This window comes from Salipiger sp. D13 (assembly GCF_003703915.1).
Classification (GTDB): Bacteria; Pseudomonadota; Alphaproteobacteria; order Rhodobacterales; family Rhodobacteraceae; genus Salipiger; species Salipiger profundus.
In genome coordinates this window covers 182744-198507 of the sequence record NZ_ML112590.1, presented here as the reverse complement: position 1 = coordinate 198507, position 15764 = coordinate 182744, and the positions used below count along the sequence as shown (strand labels likewise).

Genomic DNA, 15764 nt, shown 5'->3' with positions numbered 1-15764 from the left:
CCTTTCGGGATGATGGAGCCGTTTTGTGCCCCATCATCGCGCAGGCGGCATCGCATGTCTGTGATATGGTCACAGAGCGGTGGTTATTGCGACCAGTCGGGCGCGCGCTTTTCCAGAAACGCCGCGATGCCTTCCTCGGTGTCGCGCCAGAGCATGTTTTCGACCATGACCTGGCCCGCGTAGGCGTAGGCCTCTTCGGTGGTCATGGCAGCCTGCGCGTAGAACGCTTCCTTGCCGATCTTCACCGCCGCGCCGAGCTTGCCCGCGACGGTCTCGGCAAGCTCCTCCGCCGCCGTCTCGAGCCCATCGGCCGGCACGACCCGGTTCACGAGACCCATGCGGCAGGCCTCCTCGGCGTCGGCGAAACGACCGGTCGAGAGCATCTCGAAGGCGTGTTTCGGTGCGATGTTTCGGGTGAGCGCCACCATCGGCGTCGAGCAGAAGAGCCCGATGTTCACGCCGTTGACGCCGAAGCGCGTGCCTTCGGCCGCTACCGCGAGATCGCAGGAGGCGACGAGTTGGCAACCGGCGGCGGTGGCAATCCCGTGCACCTGCGCGATTACCGGCTGCGGCAGCTTCTGGAGGCCGGTCATCACCGAAGAGCAGCGGGCGAAGAGGTCCGCGAAATAGGCGCGGCCGCCGTCCTCGGCCTGTCGGCCCGCCTGCATCTCCTTGAGGTCGTGCCCGGCGCAGAACACCTTGCCCGCGCCCGAGAGCACCACGGCGCGGATCTTTCGGTCTTCGCGCAGTGCCTCGATCTGCTCCTGCAATGCGGCCAGCATCGCGTCGGAGAGCGGGTTGAGCCGCTCGGGCGCATTCAGGCGCAGGTGCGCGACCGCCCCTTTGTCGTGACGTTCCAGGATCCCCATCTTGTCCTCCCAATGGCTTTCGGGGCAGCTTAGCCAGCGCAGGGCAGGGAGGAAAGCATGGCGCTGAAGTTCACGATACTCGAGATGGAGGCCTATCTTGCCGAGGTCTTTCCGCAGGTCGACGGCATGTTCGGGATCGACCGCATGGACGAGGCCCTGCTGGTGATGCGGCTGCATGTCTCGGACAGCCACTTGCGGCCCGGCGGCACGGTCTCGGGGCCGTCGATGTTCGCGCTGGCGGATGTTGCGGCCTATGTCGCGACGCTGGCGCGGATCGGCAGGCAGGCACTGACGGTCACGACCCATTGCTCGATCGACTTCATGCGCAAGCCGGTATCGGGTGCCGACATGCTGGCCGAGGCGCGGGTGCTGAAGATGGGCCGAAGCCTGAGCGTGACCGACGTGCTGCTGTTCTCGGAAGGCTCCGACAAGCCGGTCGCCCATGCCTCGCTGACCTATTCGATCCCGCCGGTGCCGGTGGGCTAGGTCAGAGCATGTGTGCGTGGGGCCAGAGCGCTGCCGCCTCGGGAAGCCGGGCGAGCACGGTTTCGTAGTCGCGCGCGAAACTCGGGAAGACCTCGGCGGCGAGCCCGTCGGGCAGCGCGCTGCGATCGCCCGCCGCGTTGACCGGCGCGCCGCCCGCTTCGGGCCGCGCGGGGATGCCGACATAGTCGGACAGCGCCGAGATGGTTCGGGGCGTGAAGAGATGCTCGTAGAGGGTAACGAATTGCCGATCGCGCGGGAACACCGCGTCGAGCCGCGCGAGTGTCACGTGGTAGTCGGGATCGGTGGTGCCGGTGCCGCCGGGGGCGAAGAAATGCAGGAAGGCCTCGCGGTCGGACAGGTCGTCGGCAAGCTTGCTCTTGCGGCGATACATCTTCAGCAGCGACCATGCTCGCTCGATGGGGTCGCGCAGGGTGAAGACGATCTTCACCGTGATGTCGCGGGCGGCAAAGCCCACGTCGATCCGGCGCAAGGTCTCGACGGAAAGCGCCGCGTAGCCGGGGGTCACGTCGCCGGTCAGCCAGGTGCCGGGGCGGTCGAGCAGCCCGGCGAAATAGGGCACGTAGCGGTTCGTGTCCTGTTGCAGGTGCCAGCGCAGCACCTTTCCGCGCGGCTTCAGCCCGAAGCGGCGGTGCAGGGCAAACTCGGCCCGCCGGTAGGCCGGCGGCTCGGGCATCAGGAAATGCGCCTTCTCCGGCACCGTGGCCGCGTCCCAGACCTGCATCTCGCCGAGCGGGCCCATATCGGCGCCGGGCGCGTCGCCGAGGTAGGTGCGGATCCAGGTGGTGCCGGATTTCGAGGCGCCGGGGCAGAGTATGAAGGTCTTGGCGGGCATGTCGCGCGGGCTTTCGAGTTCGGGCCGGGTGGGGCTCTGCCCCGCCGCGGCTGCGCCGCGACTCCCCGGGATATTTCTGGCCAGAAGAAACGCCGGGCGGTGTCTCCGGCAGGCCGGAGTCAGGCGTCGGGCGGGATGAGACCGAGGCCGCGAAGGTAGATGCCGATGCCGCTTTCCAGGAGCGCTTCGGGCGGGAAGGGCGATTGCGTGCCCGGCGAATTGCGGGCGAAAAGCTCGACCACGCCGTGCGACAGCGCCCAGATGTGGGCCGAGACCATCGACGGCGGCGGCCGCTTGGCCGGCGGGATGTGTTGCGAGAGCTCCTCGGCGGCGCGTTCCTGCACGCCGCGGGCGCGGGTGGAGACGGCGGCGAGCTCGGGAGAATGGTTCACCGAGATGCCGCTTTCGAACATCGCGATGTAGTGGCCGGGGTGGCGACGCGCGAAGGCGAGATAGGCGCGGCCTGTGGCCTCCAGCGCGGCAAGCGCCGAGGGTTGGCCGGTCTCGTAGGCGTATTGCATGAGGTCGGCGAAGATCTCGTAGCCTTGCCGCGCGGCCTCGGCGATGAGGTCCTCGCGTCCGCCGAAATGCCGGTAGACGGCGGCGGGCGTGACGCCGGCCTGCTTGGCGGTCTCGGACAGGGTGAAGCCCGTGGGGCCCTTCTGCTCAATCAGCACGAGGGCCGCATCGACCAGCGCCTGCCGCAGGTTGCCATGGTGATAGCCGCGTTTAGGCATCCCAGATCTCGGGACCGCCGGCGATCTTCGGGTCGGGCACGCCGACTGCCTTCTCGTCCTTTCCGGAATAGTCGAGATGGTCGAGCACGTGCCGGATCGCTGCGATCCGTGCCCGGCGCTTGTCATCGGAGCGGATGATGGTCCAGGGGGCCTCGGCGCTGTGCGAGCGGGACAGGGTCTCGCGCATGGCTGCGCTGTATTCGTGCCAGAGCTTCAGGCCCTCGACGTCGATGCTGCTGAGCTTCCACTGCTTGAGCGGATCCTGCTCGCGGGCGACGAAGCGGCGGAGCTGTTCGGCCCGGCCGACGTTCAGCCAGAACTTGAAGAGCAGGATGCCTTCCTCGACGAGCATCTTCTCGAAGTCGGGCACCTGCGCGAAGAAATGCTCGCGCTGCGCCTCGGTGCAGAAGCCGAAGACCTTCTCGACGACGCCGCGATTGTACCAGCTGCGGTCGTAGAAGACGATTTCTCCGCCGCTCGGAAGGTGGTCGATATAGCGCTGGAAATACCATTGTGTCGCCTCGGTGTCCGACGGCTTCGAAAGCGCCACGACGCGGGCGCCGCGCGGGTTGAGGTTCTCGCGGAAGCGCTTGATGGTGCCGCCCTTGCCGGCGGCGTCGCGGCCCTCGAAGACGATGGCGATGCGCTGGCCGGTCGCCTTGGCCCAGCTCTGCATCTTGACCAGTTCGATCTGCAGCGCGTCCATCTCGCGGCGGTAGGCCTTTTTGCCCATTTCCTCGGAATAGGGATAGGAGGCCGAGAGGATTTCATCCTTGTCGGCGCGCCGCAGGGTGTTGCGGATGTCCTCGGGGGCATCGTTGTCGAAGAAGGCGCTGATCGCGCCATCGAAGGGAAGGGTCACGGCCGGAGTCCTGTCTCTTGTTTTTCCGGGCACTATGGAATGTGAAAGGCCTTAACGCAAACCCGCGCGCGCAGCGGCGCGGTCGATCGCGGCGCCCATTTCGGCGGCCGCCGCGTGCTGCGCGGCGTGGCCGATCCCGGGCAGTACCACGAGGTTCGCGTTGGGGATCTGGCGTGCCGTCGGCACCGAGTGGATCTGCAGCCCGACGGTGGTGTCGGCATCGCCGTGAAGCATCTCGACCGGCAGGTCGAGCTGTGGATATTGCGGCACCATCCGGGCGATCTCGGCCTTGAGGCTCGCGCGCTGCAGGGCGTTTTCGCGCAGGGTTGCGGGGCGCAGGGCAAGCTCGGCGCCGATGTGATCGGCGTAGCCTGCAGGCACCGGCTGCGGCGCGAAGACGCCGGCGATGGCGTCCTGCACGCGCTCTTCGCCGGCAAAGGCCGAAATCGCAGGGTTTGCAATGGCGGCGAGCGGGCCCGAGGTCAGCCGGTAGAAGAACGGCAGATCGGTGTCCCAGGTCTGCGAGGCCGCCGAGACCAGCACCAGCGCCGAGAGATCCGACGGGTGTCGCGTGGCCCAGGCGAGCGCCACCGCGCCGCCGTAGGAATGGCCGAGCACGATGGGCCGGGTGGCGCCGAGCTGATCCGCGGCATCGGACAGCAGCGCCGCCTGCTCGTAGATCGAGGCGCCGTCGCGGTCTATGCGCGGCGTGTAGCCCATGCCGGGCCGGTCGAAGGCGATGACCCGGTAGCGCCCGGACAGCCGGTCGACCGCGTCGAAGGTCCAGTCCCGGAGATTTCCGCTGGCGCCGTGGATCAGCACCAGCGCCGGGCCCGAGCCCTTCTCGACGTAGTGCACGCGGTGGCCATCGATCTCGAGAAAACGCCCCTCGGGCGGATAGGCTTCCCGGGCTTCAGCCACGGTTTGCCCGGCCTGCCGATCCGTCACCCCGCAGGAGGTGGCGATGATAAGGAGAAGGGAAAACAGGGCCTTGCGCATGGAACCTCATGCCACCGGACGGGTCCGCCAGTCCGTCTTGTCGACGCCGATGCGGTCCATGTCGAAGGGGGTGGTCTGGTAGATCTCGTTGATCCAGTTGCCGTAGAGCAAATGCGCCTGGCTGCGCCAGCGGTTCTGCGGCATCTTCGTCGGGTCGTCGTCGGGGTAGTAGTTCGCGGGCACTTCGATGGGTTTTCCGGCCGCGACGTCGCGGTCGTACTCTTCCTTGAGCGTGCCGTTGTCATACTCGAGATGGTTGAAGATGTAGAGCGCGCGGTGGCAGGGATCCTCGACCAGCGCGGGGCCGGAGACGGCGCTGTCAATGAGGATCGGCAGACCGGCGGCCTCGATGTCCTCGCGGCGCACCTCGGTCCAGCGCGACACCGGCATCACCATGTCGTCGGAGAAGCCGCGCAGGTAGGGCGAAGCCTCGGCCACGCAGCGGTGACGCGGACAGCCGAAGGCCTTCTTCTCGAGCATATGCTTCGGCACGCCGTGGAAATGGTTGATCATCGCCATGCCGCCCCAGCAGACGCCGAAGGTCGAATGCACGTTGCGCTGCGTCCAGTCGAAAATGTGGGTGAGCTCATCCCAGTAGGTGACCTGGTCGAAGTCGAGATGCTCGATCGGCGCGCCGGTGATGATCATGCCGTCGAACTTCTCGCCCGCCGCCTCGACCTCGGCGAAGGTCCGGTAGAAGGCATCCATGTGCTCTTCGGCGGTATTGCGGGTCTGGTGCTCGCTCATGCGAAGAAGAGATAGGTCGATCTGCAGCGGTGTCGCGCCGATGAGCCGGGCGAACTGCGTCTCGGTGGTGATCTTCTTGGGCATCAGGTTGAGCAGCGCGATGCGCAGCGGACGGATGTCCTGCCGGGCGGCGGCATCCTCCGGCATGACCATGACGCCCTCGCGGGTGAGGACGTCGAAGGCGGGCAGGTCGGAGGGCAGCTTGATGGGCATGTATCGGTCTCGTTTTTTGAACGCCACAGATAGGATACCGGCGACGGCAGGACAAGCACTGCAGGACACAGCGCGTTCGCGGGCACGCACAAGGGCTGTGCCTCGGGATGAGTTGGCAGGGTCGGGCTCTTGACGGCGGATTGTTCTGGTTGCGCCCCGTTCCGCACCTCGGGCGCGATGGGCCCGATGCCGGTGCAGCATGGGCCCGACGGCCCCCTTGCAAGGGGTGCGGGCAAGCTCACGCTGCGGGTGCAGCCTAGCATGACTTCGGGGAAGCGCAATGCATCTCGCCGGGGCGATATGTCCTCAGCCGGGCAGCGCGGCGCCGATGACCTCGGTGAAGTCGGCGTGATCGCGGACGGTGGCCATGTCGGCGGCATCGACCGTGATTCCCCAGTTCCGTGCCATCGCCTCGTAACGGGGCTGCCGATGCGCCAGCGCCCGGGCATAGACCCAGCGGATGAAGGCGTCGGGGTCGACCCGCGTCTCGGAAGTGCCGGTCTCGTCGAGATACTGCGTCCAGCAGGCGGCGATGAACGCGGGCTGGTAGGCCATTGGCTTCGGCTCGCGGTCGAAGCGGCGGACGAGTTCCTCGGTGTGGGCCTCGCTGCCACGGATCCAGACCATCAGCGCCTGCTGCGACAGGTGGCTCAGGATCGGGTCGGCGGGGTCTTCGGGGTCGACCCATTCGCAGATCGAGCCGCCGGTGTCGCAGACGAAATGCGGGTAGCCGTAAAGCTCCTGCGCGCGGTCGATGAAGTAGCCCGTGTCGAGCAGCGCCTGCTCTTCGGCGCGCTGGAACTGGTCCTGCCGCATCTGGTAGGTTTCCATCGGAAGGCCGCCCTTGTCCGGGTGGCCGGGCTTGCCGAGGTAGGCCGACACGGGCTTGAGGTTGTGAAAGCTCATGTTGGCGCCGATGTAGATCGAATCCGTCAGCAGCAGCTCGCGCAGGAAGGGCACCTTCATCGCCTCGCGCTTGGCGTTGTCGGCGATGTATTCGCCCATGTAGCGGGTGCCGATGCGGTAATCGATCGAGTAGTGGAACCAGTCGCCGGTTTCGCGCAGCAGCGACGAGACATGGGTCTTGCCGAGGCCAGACATCGCGTAGAGAACCACACGCTTGTGCGGCGCGGCGCGCCAGTCCGTCGCGGTGTCATAGAGCATTTCGTGGGGTCCTTCCGACTCGTCCGGATCACAGGGTTATTGACCGGCGCAGGTCGCGTCAAATGCCGCGCCGCGGCGGCCCGAGGATCGGACCGCCGCGGCGTGTGGTTGATATGCCCGGGTGGGCGGAAGGCGATCAGAAGCGGTAGGTCAGTTTCAGCCCTACGCCCCAGGCCGAGTTGTCCTCGAACGAGGCACGCGCCATGTCGGGGGTGCCGGTCTCTGGCTTGGCGTCGCCCAGCCAGAAGTGGCTGACGGCCCCCGACAGGCTGACTTTCTCGTTGAAGTCATAGCGCCCGCCGACGCGCAGCTGCGTGTAGCCCGTGGTCGGCGCCAGCGGCGAGACCAGTTCGTCGCCCGGGGCCTCGTAGGTGACGCTCACCGCGCCCGAGAGCTTCTCGTTGAAGCGGTGCCCGACGCCGAGCGTGTAGGACGTGCTGTTCTCGAGATCGATGAGCCCGCCGCCGGTGACCGCGACGAACCGGTCGGGATCGACGCGGAACTGCGCGTGATGCACGTAGCGGATCGAGCCGAAGACCAGGGTGTCCTGCGCGACGCCGGTCTGGAAGTCGAGGTTCCAGCTTTCCGGCGTCTTCACCTCGGTCGTGCCGGTGGCGTTCAGCAGCGGCATCGCCGGGATCGGGCCGGGGCCGTCCGGATCGACGAGCGGGCCGCTCTCGGTGGTGTCCATGTCGTGCGTGATCGCCGAGTTGTAGGTCAGTGCCACGCGCAGGCCGATCTCGCGTTTCTCGTAGGCAGCGCCTAGGACGTAGCCGGTGCCCCAGGTCTTGTCGAGGTTCACCTCGTAGCCGCTGACCGGACCGTAGGCGGCCCCTTCGAGGTGGATGTCGCCTTGGGCCTGCTGGAAGCGAAGGCCCCCGAAGGCGCTGAAGTTGTCGTTGAAGTTGTACTTCATCAGCGCGGTGAGGGCGTGGGTGTTGGCCTCGGCGACGGTCCCGCCGAGCGGCACGTTGGTGTCGCCGTAGGAAATGTCGGCGCCGTAGGGCCGGTCGTAGATGAAGGCAAGCGCGACCTTGTCGGTCACGTCGTACTTCAGCGCGAAGGACGGCAGCGTGAAGCCGTCCCCGACGTCGCTTATGTCCTGCGCCGGAAACGGCGGCGAGACGTTCTCGCCGTCAAGCTCCGGGTTTGCGTAGGCCAGCGAAAGTTCCAGCAGGTTCCCGGTCTCGTAGAGCACCATGGCCGACTGTTCCGTGCGCTGGATGCCGCCTGCGTGCACAGCGGTAGCGGTCAGGGCCACGCCGGCAGCCCCGATCATCAAGGATTTCATGGATGTCCTTCTCCCTAAACGAAATTCTCCTCCGCTAGTGAGGCTAACGGAGGAGGTTTGCCGGTCAATTATTGACCAAACGTCAGGGAGGCAAGACGTCGTAACGTTACTTCTGCATCGAAACCGGCGAAGTGCGGGTTTCCCGTAGGATATTGAAGTAGTTCGCGCCGAAGATGATGGCCGCCCCGAGGAAGACGTAGGGATCGAGCACCTCGCCGTAGACGAGCATCCCGACCAGTGCGACGAGCGGCAGGCGGGTGAAGTCGATCGGCATGACAACCGGGGCCGGCGCGAGGCCGAGCGCCGTGGTCAGGCAGAAATGCGCGACCAGCCCGGCCACAGCGATCAGCGACACCAACGGCCAGCTTTCGGCTGCGGGCAGGGCGATGTCGCCGTCGATGCCGGCGCAGATCAGCCCGAATACCGCCTGCATGGTGGTGAGCCAGAACAGGATGCAGGGCGTCGTGGCGGTGCGCGTGAGGCGCCGGGTAAAGACCGCCGAGCCCGCGAATCCCACCGCTGCGCCCGCGGCGGCGAAGATGCCCGGGTCGAGCGTTTCGGCGCTTGGCCGGGTGACGATGAGGATGCCGAGAAAGCCCACGCCCGCCGCCACCGCGCGGCTTGGCGTCAGCCGTTCGCCCAGCACCAGCGGCGAAAGCACGATCACCCAGAGCGGGGAGGTGAACTCGAGCGCGAAGACCTGCGCCAGCGGGATCGTGGCGACCGCGTAGAACCAGCAGTTCTGGCCGGCAAAATGGCTGATGTTGCGCACCACGTGCAGCCCGAAGTTACGGGTGTTCACCTGCCCCATGCGGCCCGTGGCGCTCAGCACGATCACGAGGATCAGCGCGCCGATGACCGATCGGTAGAGCATGATCTCGAAGGTATCGAGGTCGAGGCTGACGGCGCGTCCCGCAACCGCCATGGTCGTAAACGAGACGATGGATCCGCCCATCCAGAAGACGGCCTTGAGCGTGTCGGTCATGCCTCGGTGACCTCGTAGTCGCGGGCGCAGCCTTCGGTGACCGTCGCCCAGTGGCTGGCGCGGGTGCGTTCCTGGTGTGCCTCGAAGGCGTCTCGATCGGTGAAGCATTCGGCAACCACGAAGGTGCCGGCGGCGGTCTCGGTGACCTCGAAGGAAAGGCAGCCGGGTTCGGCCCGCGTCAGGCGGACGTGGTCGGGCAGCGCCGCGCGCACGGCGGCAAGACGTTCCGGGGGACAGGTGAATGTCCCGCGCAGACGGATGTTGGGCATGATGTCTCCTCCGGCCGCTTCCGGCCCTCCGCACCTTTGGGCGCGGCTTCTTTCGCGGGACTTTGGCGACGCGGGACCGGAATCGCAAGCCCCGCACCGATGGGGCGCGGGGCTGCCTGTCAGGTCGTGTGCCGGGCGCCCGTGGCGCCGGTCACTCGAGTTCGATGGTTCCCGGCGGCTTCGAGGTGCAGTCGTAGAAGACCCGGTTGATCCCCTTCACCTCGTTGATGATCCGGGTCGAGGTCTCGCCCAGGAAGTCATGGCTGAACGGGTAGTAATCCGCCGTCATGCCGTCGACCGAGGTCACCGCGCGCAACCCGAGCGCGTAATCGTAGGTGCGGCCGTCGCCCATCACGCCCACGGTGCGCATCGGCAGGATCGCGGCGAACGCTTGCCAGATCTCATCGTAGAGGCCGTGCTTGCGGATCTGGTCGATGTAGACGGCATCGGCCTTGCGCAGGATCTCGAGCTTGTCGCGGGTGATCTCGCCCGGGCAGCGGATCGCAAGGCCCGGTCCCGGGAAGGGATGGCGACCGATGAAGCTGTCGGGCAGTCCAAGCTCGCGGCCAAGCGCGCGAACCTCGTCCTTGAAGAGCTCGCGCAGCGGTTCGACCAGCTTCAGACCCATCTTCTCGGGCAGGCCGCCGACGTTGTGGTGCGACTTGATCGTCACCGAGGGGCCGCCGGAGAAGCTGACGCTCTCGATCACGTCCGGGTAGAGCGTGCCCTGCGCGAGGAATTCCGCGCCGTCGATCTCGCCCGCGTATTTCTGGAACACGTCGATGAAGAGCCGACCGATGGTCTTGCGCTTGGTCTCGGGGTCGCTGACGCCTTCGAGTTCGCCAAGGAACAGCTCGGTTTCGTCGGCGTGGATCAGCGGGATGTTGTAATGGTCGCGGAACATCTTCACGACCTCGTCCGCCTCGTTCAGGCGCAGCAGCCCGTGGTCGACGAAGACGCAGGTCAGGTTGTCGCCGATCGCCTCGTGGATCAGCACCGCCGCCACCGAGCTGTCGACGCCGCCGGACAGCCCGCAGATCACCTTGCGGTCGCCGACCTGCTCGCGGATCTTGCGGATCGCCTCGTCGCGGTAGGCGTCCATGGTCCAGTCGCCGGTGAAGCCCGCGTCACGGATGAAGTTCTCGTAGAGCGTCTTGCCGTTGGGCGTGTGGTGCACCTCGGGGTGGAACTGCACCGCGTAGAAGCGACGCTCGAGATCGGCCGTGACCGCGAAGGGGGCACCCGGCGAGGTGCCATAGGGCTTGAAGCCAGGCGCAAGCGCCGCGACGTGGTCGCCATGGCTCATCCAAGCCTGCTCGCGACCGGTGCCCTCGAGGAACCAGCCGTTCAGAAGATCGATGCGCTCTTCGGTGGGTTGCACCCAGGCGCGGCCGAATTCCGACGTGCCTTCGCCGCCGACGACCTTGCCGCCAAGATCCTGCATCATCACCTGCTGGCCGTAGCAGATCCCGAGGATCGGTACGCCAAGGTCGTAGACCTTTTTCGGCGGGCGGGGCGATCCTTCGCGGGTCACGCTGTCGGGGCCGCCCGAGAAGATGACCGCCTTGGGGGCGAACTCTTCGAGGAAGGCGTCGGTGACGTTCTGATAGGGGTGAATCTCGCAGTAGACGTTCAGCTCGCGCAAACGACGCGCGATGAGCTGGGTCACCTGGGAGCCGAAATCGATGATGAGGAGGCGATCATGCTGGGTCATGGCGACGCTTTAGAAGCGGTTTCACGCGGGCGCAAGAGCGCGTTCACCCTCAGCGTTCGATATGCGCGATCAGCCTCATGCCGATGACCCATATCCCGCAGAGCACTGCGAGCGACAGCGGAACCGAATGGAACAGCACGTAGCTTGCCAGCGCGAAGCCAAGCGCGGATTCCATGCTGAAGTCCATAAGCTGCGCACGGCGCAGGTCCATGGTGCGTTCCTCGGTCATCGTTCGGTCTCCGTGTTCTGTCCCTGTGCAGGGTCGTTTGCTCCGATGAAGAAGTCCTTGATTTCGGTCAGGCCGAGCGGCGTTAGCACGGGCTCGCGACTCGTCAAAACGTTTTTTCATCCCATCGAGTCCGATTTTTCGCGGCCTCTGGCCTGAGAGCGACGCAGGTCGTCGCGCTTGCTCCAGGTCGAGAGGCCTCCGCAGATCGCCACGTAGAGCATCCCCATGAGAACCATGATCTCGCCCGGGATGGGGCCGACAGAGGCGCGTTCCATGGCCTGATCGAAGCTCTGCACCGAGGTCGGGTGCACGATGATCTTGCCGGCGAAGGCCAGGCTCTGGATGAGCAGGATCCAGAAATAGTTGCGCCGGACCCTGCGACCGACGGCCACGAGGAACGTGACGTGGTAGCGGGGGCGCAGGTAGTCGTTCGCAAGGGTCCGCTGCCAGTCGTCCTCGAGGTGAAGGTCGCCCTCGGCCAGCATGGGGGCGTAGAAATGCGTCTCCATCCACCTGGCGCGGGCACGCCAGACGTTGAAGTAGCGGTAGCGTCTTGCCTCGAGCACGAGAAAGAAGATGAGCAGCACGCCGACGAGAACCAGTGGCAGCGGCGAGGCTTCCGGCGATGCGAACGAGATCGACAGCGCAACGCCCAGTGTGACCACGGCCCAGTTGGTCGTGGTGTCGAGCCGGGTTCGCCAGATCGTGCTGCGATAGACCTCGCCACGATAGAGATGTGCGATGGCGCCCATCTCGGCGGCATCGAGGTCCTTGCGGGGCAAGGGGGCGCTATTGCCCGGTTGCCTTTCGATGGTCTCGTCCTCCTCCTGCGCGGGCTCCCGACCCGCGCCTTTCCTCCTGCGATCACCTTGCCCCGGCATTTCCGGCGCGTCAAACAGCCTTGTGCTAGCTGGTGAGGAGATTGACCAGGGTCGCGCCCACGACCCAGATTGCGAGCGCGCCGAAGCCGCCTACCGACCACGGCCAGAGTCCGAAGACGGCCCCCAGCGCAGACGTGAGACCGAGGGCCCCGACGATGCCCATCAGCGGTTTGCGAAAACGGTGTGGTATCATGTTTGACTCCCGGCACTGCGGGCAACCTGGCATGGGTTTCGGTCGCCCGCATTGACGTGGCGCAGTAGTCGGTCGGGCTCGGCAGATCGGGCGCGGTGACGAGTTGCCCGACACCGTGGCTTCGCGTTTCCTCGAAGCGGTTGCCCATTGTTGCCCATGCGTCGCGCGAAGCGATGTCAAGGCGCATGCAGCGCGGACGCATCGACCACCTGTCCTGCGGCGGCGACGGTGGCCGACCAGTTTGCAAGCATGAGAGAGTCGAGCAGGGTATAGTTCCCTGATCGTCATCGGGCTGCGTCGGCGACGGGGCGGAGCAAGATGGCCCCGGGGGGGTGAAGACCTTGCCAACCCGGGTCAGTAGACCGCATCGGGCACCGGCAGGTTCTCGGTGCGCTGGATGTGGCGATCCTTGACGGCGCTGTAGAGCGCGAGGCCGCAGAACGTGCCGACGTAGAGACCGCCTGCGGCGAAGACCGCGACCCCTGGAACCAAGCCCACCTCGGCGCGCGCGAGTACATCCTGCAGGGAACTGACCGGCTCCGGGTGCACCGCGATCTTGCCGAGAAACGCCAGTATCTGGATCGCCATGATCCAGAGATAGCTGCGTCTGATGCGACGGCCGAGCGCGTGCAGGTAGGAGATCCGGAAGACCGGATACACGTACTCCTGCGCAAGGATCTGGCGCCAGCACTGCGCGGGTGGAGTGCGGCGCGGATCGAGCATTGGCGCGTAGAAGCTCTTTTCCATGGTGCGGAAACGGGTGCGCCAGACATCGCAGTAGCGGTAGCGTCGCGCCTCAAGCATCAGGAAGAAGAGGTTCAACACGCCGATCAGGACAAGTGGAAGGGGCGAGGCGTCGGGCGCCGCGTATGAGATCGACAGCGCGACACCCAGCGTGACGACGGCCCAGTTGGTCGTGGTGTCGAGCCGCGTGCGCCAGACCGAACAGCGATAGACCTCGCCCCGGTAAAGGTGGGCCACGGCGCCGATCTCGGCCGCCGTGAGCTCGGCAAGCTCCGGCGGGGTTTCGGGGCCGGGATCGCGCGGCCGGTCACCGATCCACTCGACGACGGTCGCAGTCTCGGGTTGTGCTGTCATGTCGTGCCCTTCGCTCAGGATCCGCGTGGATCTGTGCGCCCCCGACGAGGAGCTTAGGGCATTGGCAATTGTGCAGGAGTTAACAAGTAAAATCGTTTTAACAATTTCGCCGCTATCGACCTGCGAACAGGGCGGATGTCGCTTTTCCCACGGATGCGCCGCAATCACGCCAATCCATGACGCCCCGGCGCGATAGAACGGAAGCCATGCAGGCGCGGAGGGCGCCCGGAGTCACGCGGGGAAGACAGATGGTGGAAACGACGACGCGCAAGCGGAGCAGGAGCGGAGGCGGTGCAGCGCGCCGTGCGGCACGCGGGTCGACCGCGGTCGAGACGGCACGCTTCATCGAGCGCAACATTCCCAATCTCGAGCTGCTGAACGACGAGGCGCTGGAGATCATCGAGCACAACGCCGAGACGGTGCTCGAGGAAATCGGCGTGAACTTCGTCAACAACCCCGCCGCACTGGAGCGCTGGAAAGCCGCCGGCGCCGAGATCGACGGCGAGCGGGTGCGCATTCCACGCGGACTTGCCCGCAAGCTCTGCGCGACCGCCCCAAGCAGTTTCACCCAGCACGCGCGAAACCCTGCGCGCAACGTCGAGATCGGCGGCCGCAACCTCGTGCTCGCGCCTGTCTACGGGCCCCCGTTCGTGCATGACGCGGAGAAGGGCCGCCGTTACGCGACGATCGAGGACTTCCGCAATTTCGTGAAACTCGGCCAGATGTCGCGCTGGCTGCACCACTCCGGAGGCACGGTCTGCGAGCCGACGGACATCCCGGTGAACAAGCGCCATCTCGACATGCTGCTGGCGCACATGACGCTGTCGGACAAGCCCTTCATGGGCTCGGTGACCGAGCCGAGCCGCGCGCAGGACAGCGTCGACATGTGCAAGATCCTGTTCGGCGAGGAGTTCGTGCGGGACAACACGGTGATGACCTCGCTCATCAACATCAACTCGCCGCTGACCTTCGACGATACCATGATGGGCGCGCTCGAGATCTACGCGGCCAACATGCAGGCCTGCATCGTCTCGCCCTTCATCGTGGGCGGCGCCATGGCGCCGGTGTCGGTTGCCGGCACGCTCACGCAGGTGCTCGCCGAGGTGATGGCCGGCGTCGCCTATTCCCAGCTCGTGCGCGCGGGAGCTCCGGTGATCTTCGGCGCCTTCGTGACCTCGATCGACATGAACTCGGGCGCGCCGACCTTCGGCACTCCCGAAGCCGCGCAGATCACCTACGGCGCGGGCCAGCTCGCGCGGCGCATGGGGCTGCCGTATCGCTCGGCGGGGTCGTTCAACGGCTCGAAGCTGCCCGATGCCCAAGCCGCCTACGAGACCGCCAGCACATTGCACAACGGGCTGCTCGCCGGCGTGAACTTCATGCTGCACGCCTGCGGCTGGCTCGAGGGCGGGCTCGTCGCCTCCTACGAGAAATTCGTCATGGACGCCGACCAGCTCGGCGCGCTGCACAAGATGGCAGCCGGTGTCTCGGTCGACGAAAGCGCGCAGGCGATGGACGCCCTGCGCGAGGTCGGGCCCGGCGGCCACTACCTCGGCTGTGCCCACACGCAGGCGCATTTCAAGACTGCCTTCTGGCGCTCGGAACTGCTTGACTACAAGCCCTACGAGACCTGGAGCGAAGAGGGCGCCCGCGACACCATGCAGCTTGCCACCGCAAGGGTCCGCAAGCTGCTGGACGGCTACGAGCAGCCGACCATGGAGCCGGCGACCCTCGAAGCGCTGACCGAGTTTGTCGCGCAGAAGAAGGCCAGCATGCCCGACAGCTTCATGTGACCGCTGTCAGCTCCGACGGAGCGGGGGGCGTGGCACAGGAGGCCGTGTGCTCCCCGCCGCGGGATTGCAGACGCTGGGCCTCTCCCATGATGGCCGACAGAACCTCGACGTGCCGCGCGACGGAATAGCCGCCGCGCGCCGCACGTCTTTCGTCGTTCAGCGTGGCCTCGATCTCGAGAAGCGTGAGGATCACCGCGCCGCTGCGTTGCGGACGGTCCATACCCAGAATGCGCGCCAGTCTGGTTTCACGGCGATAATCTCCGGCAGCGAAACGGGCTGCCCGGATCAGCAGGCGCGGGCGGCGAAGGCTTTGCAGAAGGCTCAGGATGTCTTGCATCGTCGTTGTCCCCTTGATGGTAGCACGGCGATGCTTGCATGACC

At 66.3% G+C, this 15764-nt stretch carries 18 protein-coding genes; 2 read left to right on the top strand and 16 right to left on the bottom strand.

Going from position 1 to position 15764, the window contains the following annotated elements; all coding sequences use genetic code 11:
- Nucleotides 1–83: 83 nt before the first annotated feature.
- Complete coding sequence (locus D6860_RS00910) at nt 84–869, bottom strand: enoyl-CoA hydratase (protein ID WP_076624564.1); 786 nt, start codon at nt 867–869, stop codon at nt 84–86.
- Nucleotides 870–926: 57 nt separating this feature from the next.
- On the opposite strand from D6860_RS00910, the gene D6860_RS00905 reads away from it, so the two are divergent.
- On the top strand, nt 927–1355 hold the full coding sequence (locus tag D6860_RS00905) for a PaaI family thioesterase (protein WP_076624565.1): 429 nt from the start codon (nt 927–929) through the stop codon (nt 1353–1355).
- Nucleotide 1356: 1 nt separating this feature from the next.
- Here D6860_RS00905 and D6860_RS00900 read toward each other — a convergent pair whose 3' ends face one another.
- The 14 genes from D6860_RS00900 to D6860_RS00840 all read right to left on the bottom strand — a co-directional run bounded on the left by D6860_RS00900 (nt 1357) and on the right by D6860_RS00840 (nt 13590).
- The gene (locus D6860_RS00900) at nt 1357–2208 is read right to left on the bottom strand and encodes a sulfotransferase family protein (protein WP_076624566.1); all 852 of its coding nucleotides are present in this window, start codon (nt 2206–2208) and stop codon (nt 1357–1359) included.
- A 119-nt stretch (nt 2209–2327) separates the two neighbouring features.
- Nucleotides 2328–2945, bottom strand: a complete 618-nt coding sequence (locus D6860_RS00895) for a TetR/AcrR family transcriptional regulator (RefSeq protein ID WP_076624567.1) — start codon at nt 2943–2945, stop codon at nt 2328–2330.
- A complete protein-coding gene (gene ppk2 / locus D6860_RS00890) occupies nt 2938–3807 on the bottom strand; it encodes a polyphosphate kinase 2 (protein ID WP_076624568.1) in 870 nt (289 codons plus the stop codon). Before ppk2 ends, D6860_RS00895 begins: the two co-directional genes overlap by 8 nt.
- A gap of 51 nt (nt 3808–3858) precedes the next feature.
- Nucleotides 3859–4806, bottom strand: coding sequence for an alpha/beta fold hydrolase (locus tag D6860_RS00885; protein WP_076624569.1), 948 nt, complete (start codon nt 4804–4806; stop codon nt 3859–3861).
- 6 nt (nt 4807–4812) lie between these two features.
- Nucleotides 4813–5766 (bottom strand): homoserine O-succinyltransferase, encoded by a 954-nt coding sequence (metA, locus tag D6860_RS00880; protein WP_076624570.1) that lies wholly within the window; start codon nt 5764–5766, stop codon nt 4813–4815.
- 306 nt (nt 5767–6072) lie between these two features.
- Nucleotides 6073–6930, bottom strand: coding sequence for a hypothetical protein (locus tag D6860_RS00875; RefSeq protein ID WP_017468141.1), 858 nt, complete (start codon nt 6928–6930; stop codon nt 6073–6075).
- A gap of 136 nt (nt 6931–7066) precedes the next feature.
- Complete coding sequence (locus tag D6860_RS00870; protein ID WP_076624571.1) at nt 7067–8221, bottom strand: OmpP1/FadL family transporter; 1155 nt, start codon at nt 8219–8221, stop codon at nt 7067–7069.
- Nucleotides 8222–8327: 106 nt separating this feature from the next.
- Nucleotides 8328–9206, bottom strand: a complete 879-nt coding sequence (locus D6860_RS00865; protein ID WP_076624572.1) for a DMT family transporter — start codon at nt 9204–9206, stop codon at nt 8328–8330.
- Nucleotides 9203–9475 (bottom strand): putative quinol monooxygenase, encoded by a 273-nt coding sequence (locus D6860_RS00860; protein WP_017468635.1) that lies wholly within the window; start codon nt 9473–9475, stop codon nt 9203–9205. The genes D6860_RS00865 and D6860_RS00860 overlap by 4 nt, the downstream gene beginning before the upstream one ends.
- Before the next feature lie 151 nt (nt 9476–9626).
- On the bottom strand, nt 9627–11189 hold the full coding sequence (gene guaA / locus D6860_RS00855; protein ID WP_076624573.1) for a glutamine-hydrolyzing GMP synthase: 1563 nt from the start codon (nt 11187–11189) through the stop codon (nt 9627–9629).
- A 49-nt stretch (nt 11190–11238) separates the two neighbouring features.
- A complete protein-coding gene (locus D6860_RS00850) occupies nt 11239–11418 on the bottom strand; it encodes a hypothetical protein (RefSeq protein ID WP_017469077.1) in 180 nt (59 codons plus the stop codon).
- 116 nt (nt 11419–11534) lie between these two features.
- Complete coding sequence (locus D6860_RS00845; RefSeq protein WP_093411948.1) at nt 11535–12170, bottom strand: DUF2270 domain-containing protein; 636 nt, start codon at nt 12168–12170, stop codon at nt 11535–11537.
- Nucleotides 12171–12324: 154 nt separating this feature from the next.
- Complete coding sequence (locus D6860_RS25125) at nt 12325–12492, bottom strand: hypothetical protein (protein ID WP_157895887.1); 168 nt, start codon at nt 12490–12492, stop codon at nt 12325–12327.
- A 354-nt stretch (nt 12493–12846) separates the two neighbouring features.
- Complete coding sequence (locus tag D6860_RS00840; RefSeq protein WP_076624574.1) at nt 12847–13590, bottom strand: DUF2270 domain-containing protein; 744 nt, start codon at nt 13588–13590, stop codon at nt 12847–12849.
- A gap of 248 nt (nt 13591–13838) precedes the next feature.
- Here D6860_RS00840 and D6860_RS00835 point away from each other — a divergent pair, with 248 nt between their 5' ends.
- Nucleotides 13839–15383 carry a trimethylamine methyltransferase family protein gene (locus D6860_RS00835; RefSeq protein ID WP_076624575.1) on the top strand — a complete coding sequence of 515 codons (1545 nt, stop codon included), beginning with the start codon at nt 13839–13841 and terminating at the stop codon, nt 15381–15383.
- Here D6860_RS00835 and D6860_RS00830 read toward each other — a convergent pair.
- Nucleotides 15376–15720, bottom strand: a complete 345-nt coding sequence (locus D6860_RS00830; RefSeq protein ID WP_076624576.1) for a DUF6477 family protein — start codon at nt 15718–15720, stop codon at nt 15376–15378. The genes D6860_RS00835 and D6860_RS00830 overlap by 8 nt on opposite strands.
- Between the last annotated feature and the right edge of the window lie 44 nt (nt 15721–15764).